Source organism: Kribbella sp. CA-253562 (assembly GCF_050942265.1).
GTDB lineage: Bacteria > Actinomycetota > Actinomycetes > Propionibacteriales > Kribbellaceae > Kribbella.
In genome coordinates, this window is sequence record NZ_CP192049.1 from 241,954 (window position 1) to 263,361 (window position 21,408).

23 protein-coding genes and 1 tRNA gene are annotated in these 21,408 nt (G+C 70.0%); 12 read left to right on the top strand and 12 right to left on the bottom strand.

Annotated elements, in window-relative coordinates; translation table 11 throughout:
• Window positions 1-933: 933 nt before the first annotated feature.
• Window positions 934-1,542, bottom strand: a complete 609-nt coding sequence (locus ACQPXM_RS01200) for a gamma carbonic anhydrase family protein (protein ID WP_432943826.1) — start codon at window positions 1,540-1,542, stop codon at window positions 934-936.
• A 253-nt stretch (window positions 1,543-1,795) separates the two neighbouring features.
• Complete coding sequence (locus ACQPXM_RS01205) at window positions 1,796-3,013, bottom strand: MFS transporter (protein WP_432943828.1); 1,218 nt, start codon at window positions 3,011-3,013, stop codon at window positions 1,796-1,798.
• Window positions 3,014-3,176: 163 nt separating this feature from the next.
• Here ACQPXM_RS01205 and ACQPXM_RS01210 point away from each other — a divergent pair.
• A tRNA-Ser gene (locus ACQPXM_RS01210) sits at window positions 3,177-3,265 on the top strand.
• Window positions 3,266-3,295: 30 nt separating this feature from the next.
• Here ACQPXM_RS01210 and ACQPXM_RS01215 read toward each other — a convergent pair.
• The gene (locus tag ACQPXM_RS01215; protein ID WP_432943830.1) at window positions 3,296-3,640 is read right to left on the bottom strand and encodes a hypothetical protein; all 345 of its coding nucleotides are present in this window, start codon (window positions 3,638-3,640) and stop codon (window positions 3,296-3,298) included.
• A gap of 140 nt (window positions 3,641-3,780) precedes the next feature.
• Between ACQPXM_RS01215 and ACQPXM_RS01220 the strand changes: the two genes are divergently transcribed.
• Entirely contained in the window at window positions 3,781-4,587 is an 807-nt protein-coding gene (locus ACQPXM_RS01220; protein ID WP_432943832.1) for an SDR family NAD(P)-dependent oxidoreductase, read from the top strand.
• Window positions 4,588-4,671: 84 nt separating this feature from the next.
• Here the strand turns inward: ACQPXM_RS01220 and ACQPXM_RS01225 are convergent, their stop codons facing one another.
• From ACQPXM_RS01225 to ACQPXM_RS01240, 4 genes are all read right to left on the bottom strand, one after another.
• Window positions 4,672-5,430 carry a nuclear transport factor 2 family protein gene (locus ACQPXM_RS01225; RefSeq protein WP_432943834.1) on the bottom strand — a complete coding sequence of 253 codons (759 nt, stop codon included), beginning with the start codon at window positions 5,428-5,430 and terminating at the stop codon, window positions 4,672-4,674.
• Window positions 5,431-5,485: 55 nt separating this feature from the next.
• Window positions 5,486-6,391, bottom strand: a complete 906-nt coding sequence (locus tag ACQPXM_RS01230) for an RNA polymerase subunit sigma-70 (RefSeq protein ID WP_432943836.1) — start codon at window positions 6,389-6,391, stop codon at window positions 5,486-5,488.
• A 4-nt stretch (window positions 6,392-6,395) separates the two neighbouring features.
• A complete protein-coding gene (trpD, locus tag ACQPXM_RS01235) occupies window positions 6,396-7,400 on the bottom strand; it encodes an anthranilate phosphoribosyltransferase (protein WP_432943838.1) in 1,005 nt (334 codons plus the stop codon).
• A gap of 148 nt (window positions 7,401-7,548) precedes the next feature.
• Window positions 7,549-8,307: a glycoside hydrolase family 16 protein gene (locus ACQPXM_RS01240; RefSeq protein ID WP_432943840.1), complete on the bottom strand. Its 759-nt coding sequence runs from the start codon at window positions 8,305-8,307 to the stop codon at window positions 7,549-7,551.
• A gap of 52 nt (window positions 8,308-8,359) precedes the next feature.
• Between ACQPXM_RS01240 and sigJ the strand changes: the two genes are divergently transcribed.
• Entirely contained in the window at window positions 8,360-9,226 is an 867-nt protein-coding gene (sigJ, locus tag ACQPXM_RS01245) for an RNA polymerase sigma factor SigJ (RefSeq protein WP_432943842.1), read from the top strand.
• Between the two features lie 70 nt (window positions 9,227-9,296).
• Window positions 9,297-10,565, top strand: a complete 1,269-nt coding sequence (locus tag ACQPXM_RS01250; protein WP_432943844.1) for an FAD-binding oxidoreductase — start codon at window positions 9,297-9,299, stop codon at window positions 10,563-10,565.
• Window positions 10,566-10,638: 73 nt separating this feature from the next.
• Here ACQPXM_RS01250 and ACQPXM_RS01255 read toward each other — a convergent pair whose 3' ends face one another.
• Window positions 10,639-11,580 carry an SH3 domain-containing protein gene (locus tag ACQPXM_RS01255; protein ID WP_432943846.1) on the bottom strand — a complete coding sequence of 314 codons (942 nt, stop codon included), beginning with the start codon at window positions 11,578-11,580 and terminating at the stop codon, window positions 10,639-10,641.
• 235 nt (window positions 11,581-11,815) lie between these two features.
• On the opposite strand from ACQPXM_RS01255, the gene ACQPXM_RS01260 reads away from it, so the two are divergent.
• The 3 genes from ACQPXM_RS01260 to ACQPXM_RS01270 all read left to right on the top strand — a co-directional run bounded on the left by ACQPXM_RS01260 (window position 11,816) and on the right by ACQPXM_RS01270 (window position 13,284).
• Window positions 11,816-12,589 (top strand): enoyl-CoA hydratase/isomerase family protein, encoded by a 774-nt coding sequence (locus tag ACQPXM_RS01260; RefSeq protein WP_432943848.1) that lies wholly within the window; start codon window positions 11,816-11,818, stop codon window positions 12,587-12,589.
• A 97-nt stretch (window positions 12,590-12,686) separates the two neighbouring features.
• Window positions 12,687-12,842, top strand: coding sequence for a DUF6131 family protein (locus ACQPXM_RS01265; RefSeq protein WP_168197405.1), 156 nt, complete (start codon window positions 12,687-12,689; stop codon window positions 12,840-12,842).
• Window positions 12,843-12,936: 94 nt separating this feature from the next.
• Window positions 12,937-13,284, top strand: a complete 348-nt coding sequence (locus ACQPXM_RS01270) for a YciI family protein (RefSeq protein ID WP_432943850.1) — start codon at window positions 12,937-12,939, stop codon at window positions 13,282-13,284.
• On the opposite strand, the gene ACQPXM_RS01275 is transcribed toward ACQPXM_RS01270, so the two are convergent.
• Complete coding sequence (locus ACQPXM_RS01275) at window positions 13,281-14,669, bottom strand: MFS transporter (RefSeq protein WP_432943852.1); 1,389 nt, start codon at window positions 14,667-14,669, stop codon at window positions 13,281-13,283. The genes ACQPXM_RS01270 and ACQPXM_RS01275 overlap by 4 nt on opposite strands.
• 179 nt (window positions 14,670-14,848) lie before the next feature.
• Here ACQPXM_RS01275 and ACQPXM_RS01280 point away from each other — a divergent pair, with 179 nt between their 5' ends.
• The 4 genes from ACQPXM_RS01280 (at window position 14,849) to ACQPXM_RS01295 (ending at window position 17,972) form a co-directional block, all read left to right on the top strand.
• Entirely contained in the window at window positions 14,849-15,205 is a 357-nt protein-coding gene (locus ACQPXM_RS01280) for a YciI family protein (protein ID WP_432950917.1), read from the top strand.
• 49 nt (window positions 15,206-15,254) lie between these two features.
• Window positions 15,255-16,490, top strand: a complete 1,236-nt coding sequence (locus ACQPXM_RS01285; RefSeq protein ID WP_432943854.1) for an RNA polymerase sigma factor — start codon at window positions 15,255-15,257, stop codon at window positions 16,488-16,490.
• A 46-nt stretch (window positions 16,491-16,536) separates the two neighbouring features.
• Window positions 16,537-17,133 (top strand): class I SAM-dependent methyltransferase, encoded by a 597-nt coding sequence (locus ACQPXM_RS01290; RefSeq protein WP_432943856.1) that lies wholly within the window; start codon window positions 16,537-16,539, stop codon window positions 17,131-17,133.
• 137 nt (window positions 17,134-17,270) lie between these two features.
• A complete protein-coding gene (locus tag ACQPXM_RS01295; RefSeq protein ID WP_432943858.1) occupies window positions 17,271-17,972 on the top strand; it encodes a hypothetical protein in 702 nt (233 codons plus the stop codon).
• Here ACQPXM_RS01295 and ACQPXM_RS01300 read toward each other — a convergent pair.
• Together ACQPXM_RS01300 and ACQPXM_RS01305 are read right to left on the bottom strand one after the other, a co-directional pair.
• Window positions 17,969-18,520 (bottom strand): DUF4240 domain-containing protein, encoded by a 552-nt coding sequence (locus tag ACQPXM_RS01300; RefSeq protein WP_432943860.1) that lies wholly within the window; start codon window positions 18,518-18,520, stop codon window positions 17,969-17,971. The genes ACQPXM_RS01295 and ACQPXM_RS01300 overlap by 4 nt on opposite strands.
• A gap of 57 nt (window positions 18,521-18,577) precedes the next feature.
• Window positions 18,578-19,525 (bottom strand): aldo/keto reductase, encoded by a 948-nt coding sequence (locus ACQPXM_RS01305; RefSeq protein WP_432943862.1) that lies wholly within the window; start codon window positions 19,523-19,525, stop codon window positions 18,578-18,580.
• 103 nt (window positions 19,526-19,628) lie between these two features.
• Here ACQPXM_RS01305 and ACQPXM_RS01310 point away from each other — a divergent pair, with 103 nt between their 5' ends.
• A complete protein-coding gene (locus ACQPXM_RS01310) occupies window positions 19,629-20,108 on the top strand; it encodes a transglutaminase-like domain-containing protein (RefSeq protein ID WP_432943864.1) in 480 nt (159 codons plus the stop codon).
• 95 nt (window positions 20,109-20,203) lie between these two features.
• Here the strand turns inward: ACQPXM_RS01310 and ACQPXM_RS01315 are convergent, their stop codons facing one another.
• Window positions 20,204-21,346 carry a LacI family DNA-binding transcriptional regulator gene (locus ACQPXM_RS01315; RefSeq protein ID WP_432943866.1) on the bottom strand — a complete coding sequence of 381 codons (1,143 nt, stop codon included), beginning with the start codon at window positions 21,344-21,346 and terminating at the stop codon, window positions 20,204-20,206.
• Window positions 21,347-21,408 lie beyond the last annotated feature (62 nt).

Genomic DNA, 21,408 nt, shown 5'->3' on the forward strand with positions numbered 1-21,408 from the left:
CCCAGCCTCACCAAGACCCCAGCGAACGGCAAGCTCGCACCAATTCGTCGCACGGCGACAGTTCAGCCAGAGCGGACTCCTGTACACGAATTCATCCGGCCAACCAGGAGCGGCGTACGGCGGCGACTCGGCGCCTAGCGCAGACGCTTGTGCGGCAGTTCGTCCACGCTCACTCAAGCTCCGCCTGAAGAAAGGCGGCGCTCACTCAAGCTCCGCCTGAAGAAAGGCGGCGCTCACTCCGCCTGAAGGAAGGCGGCGCTCACTCAAGGTCCGCCTGAAGGAGGCGGCGCTCAAATGCGAGATCGCGACGTCGACGCGGTGTCGACTGCGGATCCCTTGCAGAAAAGGGGTTTCGTGCATGCCCAAGACCGAGCGGCAGGGGATCGCCCGGGGGTCAGCGCGTGATCCAGTACCGCCGGGTCAAGCCGAGCCGCGCGCAGCACACCGGCGCTTCAGCGCATGACAGCGCGCGCAGCAGCCAGTGCGACACGGCCCTAGGACAACTGGGTGCACGTGCAAACCGGGACTGGGCGTTGAGTCCCGCCGCGGGTTCGTCCAGCAGGAGGACCTCAGGGCGCCGGATGCCTCGGGTCGTTCCCAAGCACGGCCATCGCGCCGTCCGGCCCTCCTTCAGCGCCGCACGGGCCCTCCTTCAGCGCGGCACGGGCCCTCCTGCAGCGCCGCCCCGGCCCTCCTTCATATGTCCCGCGCCCCGGCCGCGCCGCCACCGGCCCTTCGTGCTCCAGCCGCCGCTGGGCGCTGACCGACTGCACACTCGACGTCCCCGCCAGCCGCGTCGTCGGCCTGGCGCGGTCAGGGACTTGATCGGGCCTCGCTGCAGTCGGCGATACCGACCAAGGTCGCCGTTCCAGCACAGCGCATTCGCTCAGCTGGCTCAGCTGCAAGGCGACCAAATCGTCGCCCGCGGTGGCTCTAGTTGCTCGGGAGATCGTCGATCAGGCGGTCCTCCAGGTGGGATCCGTAGTACGCCGACTGGCGCGCCATGATTTCGCGCATCGGCGTACCCCGCGGTACGCCGTACACGGTGCCGGGGAAGTCGAGTGGTTCCTGGGCCGCCCAGAGTTCCTCGTGCCGGTCGGGCGAGAAGAGCTCGGCGGGGTTGCCGGCGGCGATCCAGCCGATCGGCAGGACCGTTCCGGCGGCCAGGTGGGAGTTGACGTGCAGGACGCTGTTGATCCGGAGTTCCGAGCCGGTGCCCGCGACGGAACCTGGGAACAGCGCGGCGCCCGTGGCGAGGAAGACCTCGTCCTCGACCGTGGCGCCGTTCACGTGCGCGTGTGGTCCGATCAGCACCGCGTCGCCGATCTGGGCGGGATGGTCGGCCCGGCCGCGGACCAGGGCGTTCTCCATCACCACGCAGTTCGTCCCGAGCCGGACCTCGCCGTTCTCGGCGGTCAGTACCGCGCCGTGCAGCACCCGGCAGCCTTCGCCGAGCACCACCGCACCACACAGCACCGCCGACGGCGCGACATACGCCGACTCCGGCACGACCGGTCGCCGGCCGCGATGTTCCAGCAACATGACTTGTCCTCTCTCGTGGAACCACCTCCCTTCTACCCGAGAGCCGCTGACGACGTCCTCCAACGCCCGGGGTCCTCACCTCCCCGGGCGGCCATCGCCGTACCGGCCGTCCACATCGGAGGTGGGAGGTTCGGCCGCTCGGACGAAGGTCTGAGATGGAAAGAGGTACCGCGCGCTACACGGAAAACATTAGAACACCTGTTCGAAGGCACGCAACAAAACCTGACGACTCAAACAACCTGAGCCCCTCCGTTCAGCGACGTTGAGCCGTGGCGTCCGGAAGCACCCGATCCAGTGCGACGAGCGTCGCCGCCGCGGCCAGCGCGAGCGCGGAGATCGCCAGCCAGGGCAGCTCGTGCCCGACGACGAAGAGTTGGGCGAAGAACACCGGCACCAGCACGCTCGCGAAGGTGAACGAGTACTGCCAGTACGACAAGTACTTGCCCTGTCCACGCTCGGGCGCCACCGCCGCCGCCAGCGCGTTCCCGGTCGCCGCGTGCAGCACGTCACCGGCGGCGAAGACCCCGGTGGCCAGCACGAGACCGGGTACGACCAGTCCGGCCGGGATGTGCAGCAGGCCGGCCATCAGTAACCCCCAGACCGTCCACAGCAGGCCGACGAGCACCATCACGTTGATCTTCCGCCGCTTCTCCGTATGGCGAACCACCAGCGTCTGCCCGGTCGCCAGTACGACGGACACCGCCGCCAGCAGTACGCCGACCAGCCACTTCGGCGCCGGCAGGGCCTCGCTCACGTAGACCGGCAGCCCGACGCCCATCAGCATCGTGCAGAGCGCCAGGATCGTGTTGGCTCCGATCAGCACCAGGAACGGCTTGTCGCGCCGCAGCAGCGGCGCCGGACCGGTGTCCTCAGTGGGCCGAGCGGTGTGGTCCGGGTGGATCCACAGCATCAGCACCCCGGCCACGAAGAACGTCACGGCGTTCAGTGCGATGGCCAGCAGGAACGGCAGGTCCCCGTCCAGTGTCAACAGCGCACCGGCCGCCAGTGCGCCCAGTCCGAACCCGCCGGCCTGCATCATCCCGCCCAGCCCGAACCAGCGATCCCGGTCGCCCGGGTCAGACACATCCGCCAGCAGGCTGAACACCGACGACCAGAACACCCGCTGCCCGGTAGTGGTCAGCAGAGCGCACAGGAACAGCAGCCACTCCGACCGCCCGAAGAAGAACCCGACAAACGCCAACCCCTGCGCGAACTGAGCCGCCGTCACCAGGTTGCGCGGACCGACCCGGTCGATCACCACTCCAACCGCTGCCGGCGCCGCCACGGAGAACAGCGTCGCCACGGTCAGCAGCACCCCCGCCGTACCGAGTGGAATGTCAGCGACCCGCACGAAGAACAGCAGCAGCAACGGCCCGGCGCACCCGCCGCCGAAGGAGTCGATGGCCAGTCCGACCAGCAGCGGAACCCGGCCGCGAACGTTGGGCAGTCCGAGGGACGTGGCTGTAGGCATGAGGAAGCACTCCGATCTCGGCCGCCGAGCCTAACAACCCGCCCCCGCCGAGCTCCACGCCTTTAATCGCCAATCCAGACCCGGCACCAAGCGCACCTGACGCCCCCGCGACCCCCACGCGCTATCCTCGACCCTCGGCGGCCCCGCACTGCGGGCCCCGCCTGGAGGGCTCGCATAGTGGCCGAGTGCGCTGGTCTTGAAAACCGGTATGGCGGGTGACCGTCATCGTGGGTTCGAATCCCACGCCCTCCGCCGTAGGCCGAGTGGGTGTTGCTGTGCCGGTCAGGTCCAGTAGGTGTACAGATCGCGGCGCTCGGCGACGGCATCTCCACCGAAGTCGCTGCCCACCTCGTCAGTCGTGGCGTTGACGACGATGGCCGCCAGTGACGGCTCTCCTCGACGTTGACAGTCGACGGACAGCAGGTCGAGCAAGCGTCCCAGGCCGTTGGTGGCGTGCGGCAGGTCCAGGTCGGCCTTGAGTTGCCCGTACGTCGTGGATCCGCGCCTTCTGGCCACCTCGATGAGATGGTCGCGCACCCGGGGTAATGAGTCCCATGCCGTCGCGGTGACGGTGATCCGGCGTCCTTTGAGCTCGATCGTCTCGCCCCTGTGGAGCTCGAATGCCATGGCGCCATTGTCACCGGGTTGACCGGTGCAGTCGATCTTGCCGGTGCAAGGGGCGGGGGGACTGCTCGCAGATTGGACTTGTCAGTCCAATCTTTGCGCGGCAGAATGGACTTATCGGTCCAAAGATGAGGAGCAGTGGGATGGAACTGGGATTGGCTGGGCGGAAGGTGCTGGTGACAGGGTCCAGCTCTGGGTTGGGGGCCGAGGTGGCTCGGGTGCTGGCGGCTGAAGGAGCTGCTGTCGTGGTGCACGGGCGGGATCAGGAGCGGGCCGAGCAGGTGGCGAAGGAGATCGTCGCCGACGGCGGGAAGGCGTCGGTGGCGATCGGGGATCTCGGGACGGAGGAAGGGGCCGACGAGGTTGCGCGGGCGGCGACGGTCGATGGGCCGGTCGACGTACTGGTCAACAACGTGGGGGTGTTCGAGCCGGCCAAGGGTTGGGCGGACTTGAAGGCGGCTGACTGGGCGCGGTTGTACGACGTCAACGTGCTGACGAGTGTGCGGCTGATCGAGCGGCTGGTGCCGGCGATGCGGGAGCGTGGGTGGGGGCGGGTGATCCAGATCGGCAGCGTAATCGGGTCGTTGCCCAGTGCGCGGCAGCCGCACTACGGCGCGTCGAACGCTGCGCGGGAGAATCTCGCGGCCTCCTTGGCGCGTGAGCTGAGCGGCACCGGCGTCACCTCGAACGCGATTGCCGTCGGCGGCATCGTGACTCCCGCGGCCGAGGAAAGCCTCACCGCGCTCGGCCGGAAGCAGGGGTGGGGCCAGACCTGGGAGGAGATCGAGCCGACCCTCACCCGCGAGCTCGCCCCGAACAACATCGGCCGCCTCGGCCGCCTGCACGAGATCGCCTCTGCCGTCGCGTACCTCGCCAGCCCCGGCGCGGCGTACATCACCGGCACGACGCTGCACGTCAACGGCGGCTGGTACGACGCCCCGGCGGCCTAGCCGGTACGGCGGGACTCCCAGTCGAGGCTGTAGTTCTCGGAGTCCCGCCAGCCGTCGGCGCGCTTCATCGTGCGCCGACTGACGTCACTGTGGAAACGACAAGTGCTGGTGGATCAACCGCCAGCCCTCGGGACCATGCCGGAAGACCCGGGTGGCTCTCGACTGGGACTCGACGCGACCGTCAGGAGTCTCCGCGGTGACGTGATCGATGCCCCAGGCAACGGCCAAATCGTTCCGGGCGATGATCGTGTGGTCGGGAGTGGTGAAGGTGGCCGGGGTTTTCAGGCCCGCGGCGCAGACCTCGCGGACGGCGTCGCGGCCGGCGTACTGGAGGGGGCCGGCGTGTTCGTAGGAGACGACCTCGGGGGCGATGGATTCCATCAGGCCGTCCAGGTCGCTCGCGGCGGTTTTGGTGGTCCAGTCGTCGAGCACCTCGCGGACGGCGGACTCGCCGACCGGCGACGGGATCTCGTCGTGCGGGAACGAGTGGTGCTCGTGCGTGACGGTCCAGCGGTCGTCGAGCTTGCGCAGGCCGATGGTCAACCGCAGCCGACGGTCGGCAGTTTCGTCCGGCATCCCGCACTTGAGCAGCGCGAAGGCGAAGGCGACGTCCGACCCGGCGGTGATCTCCAGCGACACCAGTTCGAACGACGCGCCGGACGCCTGCCACTCGAAGAAGCCGGGCCACGTCTCCTCGTACGCCGCGAGCCCCCGCACCCCGTCGTACGGCGGTGGCACGTCGAACATCACGATGTCCTCGGAGTGGTCGGCCAGCACCGTGGCCAGGTCGCCGGCGTGCACCGCGGCGACCCAGCGCTCGATCAGTTCGCGAATCTCGTCCATCTCGGGTCCTCTCGTACGGGGTTGTCACCACTGGAACCCCGCTCGAAGCCGAAACTCATCGCGGCAGCGAAGCCGGCAGCCCGTACGACGCGAAGTCGGCCTCCAGGAACGACACGACCTCCGCGATCGCCGAGCCGCGCAGCGTGACGACGTCGAGCCCGCACGGCTCGAACCGCCCGTCGACCAGCCGGTACGTGCCGAAGGCGAGCTGCCCGTTCGCCCGCGCCGGCACGAACCGCCACTCCTCCCGCAGCGGCCCGTCCAGCAGGAACCCGCGGATCCCGGCACGCCCGGCGTACCACTCCGGCAGCGGCGGCATCGAGTACTTCGCGTCCTCGGTCAGCATCGCGACGATCGCGTCCACGTCGCGCGCCTCCCATGCGGCCATGTACCGCCGGGCCAGCTCGCGCTGACCGTCCTCACCGAGCGACGCCAGCATCTGCTGCTGGGTAGAGCCGGCACCCACCACCTGCCGCGCCCGCTGCAGCGCACTGTTGACCGCAGCAACCGTGGTGTCGAGCAGCTCAGCCACCTCCCGCGCCGCAAACGCCAGTACGTCGCGCAGCAGCAACACTGCCCGCTGCAACGGCGACAGCTGCTGCAGCGACGCGACGAAGGCCAGCTCAACGCTCTCCAGCGCCACGACGCGCGCCTCCGGGTCCAGCGAAGCTGTCCAGGCCAGCCGGTGCTCCGGCAAGGCCTCCAGCACAGCGTCTCCAGTTGGCACTTCCCGCCGCCCCCGGCGCTCGATCAGCGTCAGGCACCGGTTGGTGGCGATCTTGTAGAGCCAGGGCCGCAGCCCACCGCGGTCCTCGAACCGGTCCAGGGCGTTCCACGCGCGCAGCAGCGTCTCCTGCACCGCGTCCTCGGCGTCATGGTCCGAACCGAGCATGCGGTAGCAGTGGGCGTGCAGCTCGCCGCGCAGCGCCCCGACGAGCTGCCCGAACGCCTCCTGGTCCATCCGATCAGGCTATGCCGACCCAGCGGTCCAGCGTCGAGGCTGCCGCGCCGCTGTCGATCGCAGCGGCGCACTGCTCCAGACAGGCCTCCAGTGATCGCCCGCCGGGCAGTGTGCTGAGTGCAGCCGCCGCATTGAGCAGTACGACGTCCCGTACGGCGCCAGGCTCACCCGCCAGCAGCCGCCGTACGACGGCCACCGGATCCGGGTCGCACAAATCCGCCGGGGCGCTCAGCGGGATGCCGACCGAGCGCGGGTCGAACACGGCCGAGCTCACCGCGCCGTCCCGGACCGTCAGGACGCGCGACGGCCCGGTAGTGGTCAGCTTGTCGAGGCCGTCCGCGCCGCGCACGACCAGAACCGAGCAGTCGCGCTCGGCGAGCACCGAAGCAACCACCGGCAGCATCCGCTCGTCCGCGACCCCGATCAGTCCGTGCTTCGGGTCTGCCGGGTTGATCAGCGGCCCGAGCACGTTGAACGCGGTCGGGACCGCCAGCTCACGGCGTACGACGCCTACCTGGCGCAGCGCCGGGTTGTACTGCGGTGCGTGCAGGAAGGCGATCCCGGCCAACCGAACGGACTCCGCCGCGGCCAGGTCGAGCGGAACGCCCAGAGCCTTCACCAGGTCGGCCGAACCGCCAGTGCTCGACGACGCCGCCCGTCCGCCGTGCTTCACCACAGTCGCCCCAGTGGCAGCAACGACGATCGACGCCATCGTGGAGATGTTCACCGCCCCCAGCCCGTCGCCGCCGGTGCCGACGATGTCGATCAGCGGTCCGGGGACCCGTACAGGTGTCGCAGCGGCTCGCAGCACCGCCGCCAGTCCAGCGATCTCGGCCGGCGTCTCGCCCTTGGCGCGCAGGGCGACCAGGAAGCCCGCCACCTGAGCGGACGACGCCTCGCCGGCCACCACGCGGTCCATGGCCCAGGCAGTGTCGTCCGGCGTCAGGTCGTGACCGGTGAGCAGGTCGGTGATCAGGCCGGACCAGGTGCGTCGAGCGGTGAGTGCCATCGGGTTCCTCGGTGGGTGCGGGGTCGCCCCGACGAGGAGATACAGCAACGGCCGCCTCGACGAGACGGCCGGTGGTGAGCGCGCAGCAGAAAGGGGCCGTCTAGGAGACGGGCCACCAGCTGCTCAGGCGCGCGGACATACTCGAACTCTAGCGGACGTAGTCGACGGTGAAGCCGGGCACGAGGTGGTCGTCGGCTCCGGTCGACCACTCGGGGAAGTCGAAGACCGCGAGCATCAGCTGCAGCGGATAGTCAGGCGGAGCGGCGCAACGGCGTACGGGCTGGTCGTCGACGAAGAACTCGGCCTGCTCGGCGGTCCACTCGACGGCGTACGTGTGGAACTCGGCGACGTCGATCGGGAGCCGGACCGCCTCGAAGTCCTCGGGCACCGACGGGTCGCGGAAACTGTGCAGGCCCATGCCGACCGCGGCCGAACCCGGTTGAAGCGCGTTGCCGAAGACCTCCATCACGCAGATCTCCGCGCAGCGTTCGGGCCGGTCCTCGAGGCCGACCATCCACAGCGACACCATCGAGCGTGGGGACAGGTCTGCTCGAGCGCGGAGCTCGATGCGGCCGAAGTGGGGCGTCCAGCCCCAGAACGGGTCCTGCTGCTCGCGGACCACCAGCCCGTCGCGGTACGGCTGCTGGCCGACTGTGCTGCCGACCGGTCCCGAGTAGTTGCCCGACTGGATGCCTGAGACGCGCAGCGGTGGCTGGTGGTCGTCGGCGCACCACAGGCCCTGGTCCGGTGGGATGAACAGCCGCAGATGGGAGCCGTCCAGCTCGTACCGGGCCGCCGAGGCGGCGCGAGAGCTCCAGTGCGGAAGGTAGTACGGCGACCAGACCGTGGTGTCGAGCTCAGTGCCGTCGAACTGCATCACCCCATCATCGGTGCGGCTGTCACGCATGTCACGGCCCGTACGTCGCCCTGGTGGTACCTCGTGGACGGAGACTGTGGCGGTGGACCACCAGGACGAGCTAGCGCGCCGGTTCGAGCGGGACCGTGGACATCTGCGGTCGGTGGCGTACCGGATGCTCGGCTCGCTCAGTGAGGCGGACGACGCGGTCCAGGAGGCATGGCTGCGGCTCAGCCGGTCGGACGTCGGCGAAGTCACCAACCTGACCGGCTGGCTCACCACCGTGGTGTCACGGGTCTGCCTGGACATGCTGCGCTCGCGCAAGTCCCGGCGGGAGGACCCGATCGACACCTGGGTGCCGGACCCGGTGGTGAGCCGGCTGGACCCGGAGGAGGAGGCGCTGCAGTCCGACGCGGTCGGGCTGGCGATGCTGGTCGTCCTGGAGACGCTGTCGCCGGCGGAGCGGCTCGCGTTCGTGCTGCACGACCTGTTCGGGGTGAGCTTCGACGAGATCGCGTCGATCCTCGACAAGAGCTCGGCAGCGACCCGTCAGCTGGCCAGCCGGGCACGCCGCCGCGTCCAGGGCGCGCCGACCGGTGACGGCGACGCCGGGCGGCAGCGTGAGGTGATCGAGGCGTTCCTCGCGGCCTCCCGCACCGGCGACTTCGAGGGTCTGCTCGCCCTGCTCCACCCGGACGTCGTACTGCGTGCCGACGCGGGCGCCGTTCCCGCCGACGCGCTGGCGGCGTCAAGGTTGGTCCGCGGTGCCCGGGCGGTCGTCGCGCAGGCTCTGCTGTTCTCGCGGATGTCGCCGTACACGCAGGTCGCGACGGTCAACGGCGCGCCGGGCGTGATCACCGTGCTGAACGGCGAGCTCTTCGGCGTGATGGCCGTCGAAGTCCGCGACGGCCGCATCGTCGAGATCAACATCCTCGCCGATCCGGCCCGACTGCAGGCGCTGGAAAACTAGTTCGCCTGCCCTGTCGATTTCGTTCTCCCTCGCTCGACGTACCGGTGAGACCAGGAGAACGGAGTGGGGCATGAGCGTGCAGGTGGAGCAGGTAGCGGGCACGGACGTCGTCGCGGGGCTGCTCGGCAACGGGTTCAACGGCGCGATCCACCGGCCGGGCGATGCGGCGTACGACGAATTGCGCCGGTCGATCGTGCCGGCGTTCGACTCGCGGCCGCTGGTGGTGGCCGAGGCGTTCGGGCGGACCGACGTGCAGGCGGCGGTGCGGACGGCCCGCGAGTACGGCGTGCCGATCGCGGTCCAGGCGACCGGGCACGGCACGCGGGTGCCGGCCGACGGCGGGATCCTGCTGCGGACGTCCGCGATGACCTCGCTGCTGATCGACCCCGAACGCCGGATCGCGAAGGTCGGGCCGGGCGTGCGCTGGGGCGCCGTGCTCGACGCCGCCGCGGAGTTCGGGCTGGCGGGGCTGGCCGGCTCGTCGCGCGACGTCGGCGTCACCGGCTACACGCTCGGCGGCGGCATCGGCTGGCTCGCCCGCAAGTACGGGTACGCCGCCGACAGCGTGATCCGCGCCGAGGTGGTCACCGCCGACGGCCGAGTCGTCACCGCCACGGCCGACGAGCACCCGGACCTGTTCTGGGCGATCCGCGGCGGCACCGGCAACTTCGGCATCGTCACGTCGCTGGAGTTCCGCCTCTACCCGGTCCACGAGGTCTACGCAGGCATCGTCTACTTCGAGGCTGCCGCCGAGATCCTGAAGACCTACCGCGATTGGACCGCCACGATCCCCAACGAGCTGAGCACCGCGGTCACCCTGACGACCGTCGACGGCCGCCGCCTGCTTGGCCTCAAGGTCCTGTACTGCGGTGACGCGGAGCTCGCCGAACACCTGCTCAAGCCCCTGTACGCCGTGGCCGGCCCGGTCGTCGCCGGTGAGCTGCGCACGACCACCTTCGCCGACACCGCGATGGGCGGTACGCCGGCCCGCTACCTCGACCTGGTCGACGAGCTGCCCGACGACCTGCTCGACGCGCTCGCGACGCTCGACGGCCCGACGGTCGAGATCCGCCACTGGGCCGGTGCGATGGCCAACCCCGGCCCCGGCGCGGGACCGGTCGCGCACCGCGAGGCGCCGTACTCGGTGATCATCGACCGGGACGTGCCCGAGCTCGCCGAGGTCCTGCGCCCGACCGGCCGGACGTTCGTCAACTTCCTGGCCGACCCGGCCCGCGCCGCGACGGCGTACTCGAGCGCCGATCTCACCCGCCTGCGTGCGGTCAAGCGCCGCTACGACCCGGACAACCTGTTCCGCCTGAACCACAACCTCAGGCCCTGAGAACGGCGAAAGGGCCCGGACGTGACGTCCGGGCCCTTTCGGCAGGGCGGTCGAAGCCCCGAGTGGTGACTGACTAGGCCGTGCCCTGGCTGCCGTAGACGGTGACGTGGACGTGGTCGAAGTGGTTGGCGGTCGCGCCACCCCGGTCCTCCATGCCGCGCCAGCCTTCGCTGCTGCGCTGCACGGTCCAGATCCGCTGCTCCCAGATGACCTCGCTGACGCCGAGCTCCTTGGCGTGCGAGCGCACGTACGCGGCGATCTCGTCGCCGGTGGAGCCGGTGACCATGATGTCCAGCGCGCGGCCGGTGCCGTGCTCGCCGCCGTCGCCGGAGCGCACACCGCCGTACGACGTGACCGAGGGGAAGAGCGCGCAGACCGCGCGGTGCACCCGGATCGCGTCGGCGGTCAGGCCGTCCTCGACGCCGGAGCCGGACTTGCAGGCCGCGGACGAGACGCCGTCGGGTGCCTCGGGGTCGGTGCCGGCCTCGACGACCTTCTCGACCGGCTTGGTGGCCGCCAGGAACTCGGCCTTGACCCAGCGGGACGCGCCGTTGCGGACGATCTCGGCCCAGATGCCCTTGACCTCGCCGGTGACCGAGACCTTGGTGCCCTTGGACAGCACGGTCAGCAGCGCGCCCTTGGACTCCGGAGCGGTCCAGACGTTCAGATCGGTGGTGGTGTACTTGCTGCCGATGATCTTCGGCGGCAGCGTCCGCACGGTCTCGGCGGCGCGGGTCTTCACCGACTTGGTCGGGATCGGCGCCTGCTTCTTGAGGTGCTTGGCGGCCGGCGGGGCCTTCGGCTTGGCCGTCGGCGGGGTGCTCGGCTTCAGATTGAGCGAGGGGCGGTAGGCGTCCCGGCTGGTCTGGGTCTCACGCGCCAGCTGCAGGGGAGAGCTGGCGAGCGGTGTCTCGACTGTCGGTGCCTGTTCGGGGAAAGCAACTGCCGACCCGGTGGCCATCAGTGCCACCGCCGCACCGGGGATCGCGACCTTCACGATGCCGGGGCGGATCACCTTGCGGTGCGGTTGACGATGTCGTGCCTGTCTATGCCGTCCTTCAGCCACTGATATTCCCAATCTGCCGAGACCAAAACGTTATCGACCGGAGGAGTCAAGCACACAAACCGGCCTGTCGCACAACTCGGCACGAGTTTTAACGCATTACGAACGTCGTACCGGTCGAAAGCGCGGCCAGCGGATGTGACCTGGCAGGCGGCGGCAGCGCGTGTGCTCTGTTTGACTGCGCGTCATGGACCAGGGCTTCAGGATCGTGACCGGTGAGGTGTCCCGGCTGGTGATCGACCGGGTGGACAAGCGCAACGCCCTGACCCGGCGGATGTGGGAGGCGCTGCCCGGGCTGCTCGAGCCGCTCGCCGCCGACCCGGCGGTCAAGCTGCTGGTGGTCTCCGGGGCGGGACCGACGTTCTCGGCCGGAGCGGACATCACCGAACTGGTCGCCGGGGCCGATCCGAACGATCCGATGGCCGAGATCCGGACCGCGAACCTGCGCGCCCAGGCGGCGCTCAGGCGGTTCCCGAAGCCGACGCTCGCCGTGATCCGCGGGCACTGCATCGGCGGCGGCCTGGAGATCGCGGTCAACTGCGACTTCCGGTTCGCGGCGCACGGCAGCACGTTCGGCGTCACGCCGGCGCGGATCGGGGTGGTCTACCCGCCGGCCGCGATCAAGGTGCTGCTCGACCTGGTCGGACCGGCCACCACGAAGTACCTGCTGTTCAGCGGAGAACTGCTGTCGGCCGGTCAAGCCGAGCTGAAAGGGTTGGTCGACCGCGTCGTGGCCGCCGACGACCTGGATGTCGAAGTGGACGCGTTCGCGGCCAAGCTGGTCGCCCGGTCACAGTTGACGATCCGCTCGGCCAAGGAGACGGTGACCTCGCTGCTGGCCGGTGAGGACGCCGAACCGGCTGCGGACAAGCGGTACCAGGAGACGATCGCGAGCGGTGAACTGACCGAAGGTGTTCGCGCGTTCACGGAAAAACGGACCCCGCGATTCCCATGGAATTGATTCAAACGATTGTTGGACGTTTGATCGGTTCACACACCGGGGCACTGGTCTGGACGGCCGCTTCCCGCCTGGGCGGCGTACGGACAAAGGAGAATTCATGCTCATCCTCGGACTGATCCTGCTCGTGCTGGGTCTGGTGCTGAAGATCTCGATCCTGTGGACCCTCGGCGTCATCCTGCTCGTGGTCGGAGCAGTGCTGTTCCTGCTCGGATCGACCGGTCGTGCTGTCGGGGGACGTAAACACTGGTTCTGATCGACGGGCCCTTCAGGCCCCTGAACGGTTGAGCGACCGGACCCCGCGAGCCAGGTGGCTTGCGGGGTCCGGTCTGTTCGTTAGCATCCGGAGGATGAAGTACCTGGTACTCATCTTCGGCGACACCGACACCACCTGGACCGGCTCCAGCGAGGACGTCGCGACGATCCGCGCCCTCACCGAGCTCAAGCACGAGCTGGCCGCCTCTGGCGAACTGGTCAGCTCCGAAGGCCTCGACTTCCCCAGCGCCGGCAAGGTCGTCCAGATCCGGGACGGCGTCCGGGTGGTCACCGACGGACCGTTCGGCGAGGCGAAGGAGCAGATCGCGGGCTTCTTCATGATCGACACGGCCGACGAGCGGGCCCAGGAGATCGCCGGGCAGGTCGCCGCCGTCGTCGGCGACCGCGTCGAGCTGCGGGGGACCTTGCTCTCCGCGCCCTAGACCGCAACCAGCGCTCGTTTGTGGGTCACCAGCAGAGCCGCGCCGACCAGTCCGACCGCTACGAACGCCCAGCACGCTGCGAAGGCCACCTGGTAGCCGGCAGTCAGTGCGGCCGGTGTGGAGCCGCTGGTGTGAGCCGTTGCGACAGCGGACAGTACGGCGATGCCGACCGCCCCGCCGATCTGGAAGCAGGCGTTCTGCAGACCTGAGGCGACACCGGAGTCGTCCCCGGCCACGTCCCCGAGTGCGGCGATGGCCCCGGCGACCGTGCCGGCGCCCAGCCCCGCGCCGAAGATCGTGAGACCCCAGAAGGCCAGCTCGAAGTAGCCGGAGTCGATGGTCAGCCGGCTCATCCCCGTAGCGCCCACACCGGTCAGCAGCAACGACCCGACGGCGACCGGACGGGTGCCGATCCGCGTCACCAGGTTCTGGCCGACCATCGAGCCGCACACCGCTGCCGCCGCCAGAACCGACGACATCAAGCCGTACCGGATCGCCGAGAGGCCGAGTGCGAGCTGGGCGTACTGGGTGTAGACGAAGTTGAGGCCGAAGGCGCCGAGGCCGAAGGCGATCGTGATCAGGTTCCCGCCGACCAGTGCGCGCGATCGGAACAACCGCAGCGGTAGCAGCGGAGCCGACGAGCGCTGCTCCACCAGCACGAACAGGGCGAACAGAGCCGCCGCGACGAGAGCCAGCAGCGTGGTGTGCCCGGCGGACGACTCGGGCGCCTGGATCACGGCGTACACGAGCACGATGAGGCCAGCGGTCACGGTGAGCGCGCCGGTGAAGTCGAAGCCGCGCTTGCCGGGACCACGGCTGTCCTGCAACAGCACGGGTGCCAGTGCGATCACCAGCAGGCAGACGGGCACGTTGATGAAGAAGATCCACTGCCAGCCGAGTCCGTCCGTCACCGGACCGCCGATCAGCGACCCGGCCGTGCCGCCGACGCCACTGGTCGCTCCCCAGATGCCCAGCGCCTTGTTGCGCTCCGGGCCGTCCGGGAACGTGGTCATCACGATGGACAGCGCACTGGGAGCCAGTACGGCGGCCGCGATGCCCTGCAGGCCACGGGCCAGGACCAGCGCGTCACCACTCCAGGCGAAGCCGCACAGGAGGGACGAGCCGGCGAAGACCGCCAGACCGGCGATCAGGACGCGCCGCCTGCCCAGCAGGTCGGACACCCGGCCGCCGAGCAGCAGCAGACCGCCGAACATCAGGGCGTAGCCGCTCGGCACCCACTGCACCCCGCCGCTCGAGAAGGTCAGGTCCCGTTCCATCGACGGCACGGCGACCAGCACGATCGAAGCGTCGAGGATGATCATGAAACCGGTCAGGCAGAGCAGGGCGAGCGCCGCCCAGCGCTTCGGATCAGGTGCGTTCTGCATCGGTCCTCCAGTACGGCGCGACGCCCGGGCCGGGCGTCGCTGTCACCGGTGACGTCGGCGCGGTGGGGGGCACCTCGACATCACCGCCGTTGTCGAATCGGCGGCGCCGGTTCCGACGTACCGGGTGAGAGGGGGTCACAGAGACCTCGCTGACCGTCAGGATGGTGACCGTGAAGTACATGCTGCTGATCTACTCCAACCCGGAGAGCTGGGCGGGACTGTCCGCCGAGCAGCGGGAGGATCTGTCCCGCTCCCACCAGGAGCTGACGCGTGAACTCACCGAGCAGGGTCTGCTGGTCAGTGCGGCCGGGCTGGCCGACCCGATCACCAGCCGGACGATCTCGGTGGACGCCGACAACACCCGCAACACCACCGACGGCCCGTACGCCGAGGCCAAGGAGCACCTGGCCGGCTTCTACCTGGTGGAGTGCGAGAACATCGACCAGGCGATCGACTACGCCGCGCGCATGCCGGACGCCAAGTACGTCGCGGTGGAGGTGCGCCCGGTGATGGACGCGTCCGGGCTGGAGATGTGAGCAGGACGGCGCTCGATCGCGCCGCGGCGGAACGAAGCGAGGTGAGCGGGTGAGCGACTTCGAGATGCTGCTGCGGGAGCAGGCGCCGCAGGTGCTCAGTGCGCTGGTCCGGCACTACGGGCACTTCGACCTGGCCGAGGAAGCGGTTCAGGAGGCGTTGCTCGCCGCATCCCAGCAGTGGCCGGGCGAGGGAGTCCCGGACAATCCGCGCGGCTGGCTGATCCGGGTGGGATCGCGCCGGCTGACCGACCTGCTGCGCAGCGAGTCGGCCCGGCGCAAACGCGAGGAGAACGCGGCGACGATGGCGTCGCCGGAGGAGTTCGTCGCGCCCAGTCCGGAGATCGACGACCTGGGCGGGCGGGACGACACGCTGACGCTGCTGTTCCTGTGCTGTCATCCGTCGCTGTCGCCGGCCTCGCAGATCGCGCTCACGCTGCGGGCCGTCGGCGGTCTCACCACCGCGCAGATCGCGGCGGCGTTTTTGGTGCCGGAGGCAACAATGGCGCAGCGGATCAGCCGGGCCAAGCGCAGCATCAAGCAGGCCGGTTCGACATTCGAGATGCCGCCGGAGGCCGAGCGGGACGCGCGGATGGGCGCGGTGCTGCACGTGCTGTACCTGATCTTCAACGAGGGCTACACCGCCTCGTCCGGGGACAACCTGCACAGCGCGGAGCTGACCACCGAGGCGATCCGGCTGGCCCGCGGCGTACGGCGCCTGCTGCCGGACGACGGGGAGGTGGCCGGGCTGCTCGCGCTGATGCTGCTCACCGACGCCCGGCGGCCGGCCCGGACCGCGCCCGACGGTTCACTGATCCCGTTGGCCGAGCAGGACCGGTCGAAGTGGAACCAGGCGGCCATCGCCGAGGGGGAGCAGCTGGTCTCGGACGCGCTGGCCCGGACGCAGCTGGGGCCGTACCAGGTGCAGGCGGCGATCGCGGCCGTGCACGGGACGGCGAAGCGGGCCGAAGACACCGACTGGCGGCAGATCGTCGCGCTCTACCAGGTGCTGGAGCAGATCTCGGACAACCCGATGGTCCGGCTCAACCACGCGGTGGCGGTCGGCATGGCAGTCGGCCCGAAGGAGGGCCTGGCACTGCTCGAGCCGCTGGACTCCGACGGCCGGATGAAGGACCACCACCGGTTGGAGGCGGTCCGGGCTCACCTGCTGGAGATGTCCGGCGACCTGGACGGCGCTCGGGCGAGCTACCTGCTGGCGGCCCGGCGTACGACGTCGATGCCGGAGCGGGACTACCTGCAGAAGCGGGCCGACCAGATCAGCTCCTGAGCTTTCGCAGACGTGAACTGTCCCCGGCCGGCTCTAGGGTCGCCGGGTGACTGACTATCTCGCCGACATCGCCTGGTCCTACGACAACGTCGCGGTCTCGTACGCCGAACTCGTCGCCGACCCCGCCGACGGCGAACCGGCCGCCTTCGACCTGCTGGCGTCGCTGTCGGGCGGCGGCCCAGTTCTCGATGCCGGGTGCGGTCCGGGCCGAACCACCGCTGCCCTGGCCGAGCGCGGCCTGGACGTGATCGGCGTCGACCTGTCCCCCGGCATGATCGAGGTCGCCCGCCGCGACCACCCGTCGCTCGACTTCCGGGTCGGCTCGATGACAGCCCTCGACCTGCCGGACGCCACCGTCGGCGCGATCGTGTCCTGGTGGTCGATCATCCACCTGCCACGCGACGTCGTCCCGACCGCCTGCGCCGAGTTCTACCGAGTCCTCACCCCCGGTGGAGTGCTGATGCTCGGCTTCCACGTGGGCTCGGAGTCGACGCACAAGACCTCCGGGTACGGCGGCCACCCGATGAACCTCCACGTCCACCGCTGGACCGCACCCGCGTTGACCGAACTCGCCGTCGCCGCGGGCTTCACGCCGTACCCGCTCGACTTCGCTGCCGAGGACCGTCTCCTGTTCCGGCGGTAGCTCTACGGTTCGTCGACAACAGCCGCTCAGATGGCCGCGTCGACACCGGCGCCGCACGCGTTCGACCCGACTGCGGACCTGTCCGGCGGCGTACCGCCGGGTCGCGGTGGTCGGTGGGATGTGTCAGGTTTGGAGACGTGGACCTCACCAAGGCGTCGCTGCTGCGCGAGATGCTGACCGGCACGGAGCTGGGCACGCGGACCACGTCGTTCGCCCACTCGCTGCGGCGCTACACCACGCGCCGGGGCGGCCTGCTGCTGTTCGGCCCGCCCGAGGACGAGCCGTGGCACCTGACCGCGCACCTGGACGACGAGCTGCACCGGGCCGGAGTGGAGGACGTCAGGCCGTCCCTGGTCCGCTGGGCCCCGCCGCCGGACGCTCCGCCCCACTTGGCGATCGGCCTGGACCGCCTGCGCGACTCCGGCAAGGGCGAGTCGCTGCTGGTCGTCTCCGAGGACAACCCGGCGGACACCCTGCTGGAACGCATCGAGGACGTCCGCCGCCGCGGTACGACGATCTTCAGCATCGACAACGGCAACCGGGACCTGGCGTCCCTGTCGCACGAGTCGCTGGTCCCGGAGTTGCTCGTCCCCAGCGGCCTCGGCGGCTGGACGACCCACCAGGTCGTGCCCGACCGCGGCGACGAAGTCCTGGGCACCACCGAGGACCAACTGCCTGACGAGACCCTCACCGCGCTGCGCGAGGCAGTCGCCGGCTTCGAGATGACCCAGCACCTGGTCAGCCTCGCCGCCGCCGATCCCGACGCCGGCCAGGCCGGCTGGCGCCGCTCGCTGCGCACGTTCATCGAGCGCCTCGGCGGCGAACCGGCCCAGCCTTAGTCTTCCAGGTAGAGCGCCGCCAGCCGCGGGAACCGGACCGCGAGCTCGCCCTTGTCGTCGAAGTCGAACTCCTCACCGGCCGGCACGTCGGGCGAGTCCGGCGTACCGGCGTCGACCGCGGCCCAGTACGCCTTCTCCGACCCGGCGACCGCGCTGTAGGCCTCCGCCCCGACCGCGAGCACCGCCTCCCCGTCGAACAGGTCGCTGGTGTCGTCCAGGTCCTCGTCGATCACGTCGGCCAGCGAGTCCGGATCGGCCAGCGCGGCCTCCCACGTCTCCCGCCCCTGCGCGATCAACCACCCCCGGAAGTGGTCGAACCCGTCGTCACCCATCCCACCGTTGAGCAGGTACGCCGCACCCCACAGGTCCCACCGGTACGCCTGGCCCATCAACAACTCCAGCCGCACCCCGAACCCGGCGATCTCCTCGGCCGGCAACCCACTCAACTCTTTGACCAACGCATCCGCGACCCCGTCCGGATCCGCGACCGTGTCATCAACCTGCTCCCGGGCCGCATCCACCAGCCCCCAGAACCCATCGCTGTCCACCCCCAAAGCGTGTCATGAAACCCGTTCATCAGAGGAGCCCCTGGGGCAGGGTTCTCCTCACCAGGCTTCGTCCAGGCGCGTGCGCAGGTCGGTGGGGAGGACCAGGCGGGCGCCGGACACGGCCTTCTCGAGTTGGGCCGGGGTGCTGACGCCGACGACAGGGGTGACGGCGGGGGAGCCGCCGGTGAGCCAGGCGAGGACGACCTCGCTGCGGGTGACACCGAGTTCGGTGGCTGCTTGGGTGAGGACCTCCAGGCGGCGGGTGGTGCCGGGGTGGTCGAAGGCCTCCTGGAACGGCCGGTCGGGGCGTTCGTAGCTGCCGGACATCAGCGGGCTGTAGGCGAACAGCTCCTGCTCGGGGTTGCGGTCGGCGTAGTCGAGCATCTCGTCGGTGATCCAGCCGAAGCGGTGGTCGTGGGCCTTGTTGCGGACGAACGGGCGCGGCTGCAAGTACGAGTAGCGCATCTGCAGCGCGGTCGGGCCGGTGACACCCAGGCGCTCGGCGATGCCGCGGGCGCGCTCCACCCGCCAGAGGGCGTAGTTGGACAGGCCGATCCGGCCCACCGTGCCGGCCGCGGCGTGCTTGCCGAAGGCGGCGACGGTCTCCTCCAGCGGGGTCTGCAGGTCGTCGCGGTGCGCCAGGTAGAGGTCGATGTGGTCGACACCCATCCGCCGCAGCGAGGTCTCCAGTGCCTCGTCGATGACCTTCGCGGACAGCCCCTGCGTGTGCTCGGGGAAGCTGCCGGGCCAGAGCGGCTCGCAGCCGACCTTGGTCGTCACCTTCACCCGGTCCCGTACGCCGGGCCGCTGGGCGAACCACCGGCCGAGCAGCTCCTCGCTCTGACCGCCGTGCCCGCTCGGGTCCACCCAGAACGAGTAGCAGTCGGCCGTGTCGATCCACTCACCACCGGCGTCGACGTACTGGTCCAGCAGAGCGAACGACGTCCGCTCGTCGATCGTCGTTCCGAACAGCATCGCGCCGAGAGACATCTTCAGATCAGTCATGTCCTCGACGATCTGATCTGGAGTGCACTCCAGGTCAAGATCGGCACTCGATATTCGAGACAAATGGTTTCGCATGATGGACGCCTCTGTCAGACTCCACGCTGTGAACGACTTCCTGGCCTCGGACGAAGTGATCGACGCGACCCACCCGGACATCACCGCCACCGCCGCCCGTCTGCGCCGCGACCACCCCGGTACGACGGACTTCGCGCGCGCTGCCTTCGAGTTCACCCGCGACGAGGTGAAGCACTCGATGGACATCGGCGATCCGCGCCCGACCGTCGCGGCGTCCCAGGTGCTCGGCCACGGCGCCGGGTTGTGCCACGGCAAGGCCCATCTGCTGACCGCTCTCCTGCGGGCCGAGGGCGTACCGGCCGGCATCTGCTACCAGCGCCTGGCCGACGGCAAGGGCGGCTTCTTTCTGCACGGCATGACCGCCGTACAGCTCGACGGGGCCTGGTACCGGCAGGACCCGCGCGGCGACAAGCCCGGCGTGACCACCGAGTTCTCCCTGACCGAGGAGCGCCTCGCCTACCAGCCCGACCGGCTCAGGGTGAGGCCGACCTCCCTGGCGTCTTCGTGACCGCGGACCCCGGAGTGGTCGCGGCACTCCGCTCGACCGACGACGTCATCGAGCTCGTCGCGACCGGCGGTCTGCCCGGCGACCTCTGCTGACGGTCAGCGCGAGGTGTCGCCGCCGGAGTTCGCATCCGGCCGGCGGCCCTTGCCGCGCGTCGACGTCCGGACGACGAGTTCCGGCGTGAAGGTGACTCGCTGGTGCTCGTGGTCGGGATTGGACGACTCGTCGAGCAGCAGCTCGGCGGCGGTCTTGCCCAGCAGCTGGCGCGGCTGCCTCACCGACGTCAGCGGTACGGCGGCGGCCGCGGCGAACTCGATGTCGTCGTACCCGACGATCGCCAGGTCCTCCGGCACGCGCAGGCCGAGGCTCACGCACTGCTGCAGGAGGCCCAGCGCCAGCAGGTCGTTCGCGCAGAACGCGGCGGTCGGCCGACGGTCCGCGGGCAGCCCGGCCAGTCGCTGACCGGCTCCGCGTCCCTCGGCCACGGTCAGCGCGGCAGTGGTGAGCTCGATCAGGTTCTCCGCGGGCAGCCCCGCTTCCGCCAGCGCGTTCCGGGCGCCTTCGCGGCGATCGGTGACCTGGCCGATCGTGTTCGGGCCGCCGACGAAGGCGATCCGTTCGTGGCCGAGCTCGATCAGGTGCGTCAGCGCGACCTCGCCACCCAGGACGTCGTCCACCGCGACCGAGCAGTGCAGGCCTTCGTCGAGCGCCCGGTCGACGACGACCACCGGCGTACCGCGCAGCGGCAGGGTCGTGATCCGGGGTGAGTGCGAGTCGATCGGCGTGATCAGCACGCCCTGGACGCGTTGCTGCTCGAGCAGGTCGAGGTAGTCCGCCTCGCGGGCCGCGTCCTCGTTGCTGTTGCAGAGGAAGACCGACAGCCCGGCCTCGCGCGCCGCCTCCTCCACGCCCTTGGCGACGTCGGTGAAGAACGGGTTGCCGGCGTCGAGCATCAGGTACGCCAGGATCCGGCTGCTGCCGGCCCGGAGCTGCCGGGCCGACTCGTTGCGGACGAAGCCGAGCGACTCCATCGCTGCCTCGACCTTGGCTCTCGTGGCCGGGCTGACCATCTCCGGCCGGTTCAGCACGTTCGACACTGTCCCGAGCGAGACTCCGGCCGCGGCGGCCACGTCCTTGACCCCTGCCGCACCTCGTCCACGGCCGCGCCCAGCAACCCGAGCGCCGGGGGCCGCCTCACCCGGTACGGCGGTCCGCGACGCGGCGGCCGGTACGCGTTTCACCGGGACGCGCGGAGTCCGCCCGGTACGCGGTGCCGGCGCTCCGCCTCGCGAAGGCGACGTGC

Coding starts and splice junctions, on each gene's coding strand:
- ACQPXM_RS01200 (WP_432943826.1), bottom strand. CDS start 1,542: ATGTTGCTGGAACATCGCGGCCGGCGACCGGTCGTGCCGGAGTCGGCG.
- ACQPXM_RS01205 (WP_432943828.1), bottom strand. CDS start 3,013: ATGCCTACAGCCACGTCCCTCGGACTGCCCAACGTTCGCGGCCGGGTT.
- ACQPXM_RS01215 (WP_432943830.1), bottom strand. CDS start 3,640: ATGGCATTCGAGCTCCACAGGGGCGAGACGATCGAGCTCAAAGGACGC.
- ACQPXM_RS01220 (WP_432943832.1), top strand. CDS start 3,781: ATGGAACTGGGATTGGCTGGGCGGAAGGTGCTGGTGACAGGGTCCAGC.
- ACQPXM_RS01225 (WP_432943834.1), bottom strand. CDS start 5,430: ATGGACGAGATTCGCGAACTGATCGAGCGCTGGGTCGCCGCGGTGCAC.
- ACQPXM_RS01230 (WP_432943836.1), bottom strand. CDS start 6,391: ATGGACCAGGAGGCGTTCGGGCAGCTCGTCGGGGCGCTGCGCGGCGAG.
- trpD (WP_432943838.1), bottom strand. CDS start 7,400: ATGGCACTCACCGCTCGACGCACCTGGTCCGGCCTGATCACCGACCTG.
- ACQPXM_RS01240 (WP_432943840.1), bottom strand. CDS start 8,307: ATGCGTGACAGCCGCACCGATGATGGGGTGATGCAGTTCGACGGCACT.
- ACQPXM_RS01250 (WP_432943844.1), top strand. CDS start 9,297: ATGAGCGTGCAGGTGGAGCAGGTAGCGGGCACGGACGTCGTCGCGGGG.
- ACQPXM_RS01260 (WP_432943848.1), top strand. CDS start 11,816: ATGGACCAGGGCTTCAGGATCGTGACCGGTGAGGTGTCCCGGCTGGTG.
- ACQPXM_RS01265 (WP_168197405.1), top strand. CDS start 12,687: ATGCTCATCCTCGGACTGATCCTGCTCGTGCTGGGTCTGGTGCTGAAG.
- ACQPXM_RS01270 (WP_432943850.1), top strand. CDS start 12,937: ATGAAGTACCTGGTACTCATCTTCGGCGACACCGACACCACCTGGACC.
- ACQPXM_RS01275 (WP_432943852.1), bottom strand. CDS start 14,669: ATGCAGAACGCACCTGATCCGAAGCGCTGGGCGGCGCTCGCCCTGCTC.
- ACQPXM_RS01280 (WP_432950917.1), top strand. CDS start 14,849: ATGCTGCTGATCTACTCCAACCCGGAGAGCTGGGCGGGACTGTCCGCC.
- ACQPXM_RS01305 (WP_432943862.1), bottom strand. CDS start 19,525: ATGACTGATCTGAAGATGTCTCTCGGCGCGATGCTGTTCGGAACGACG.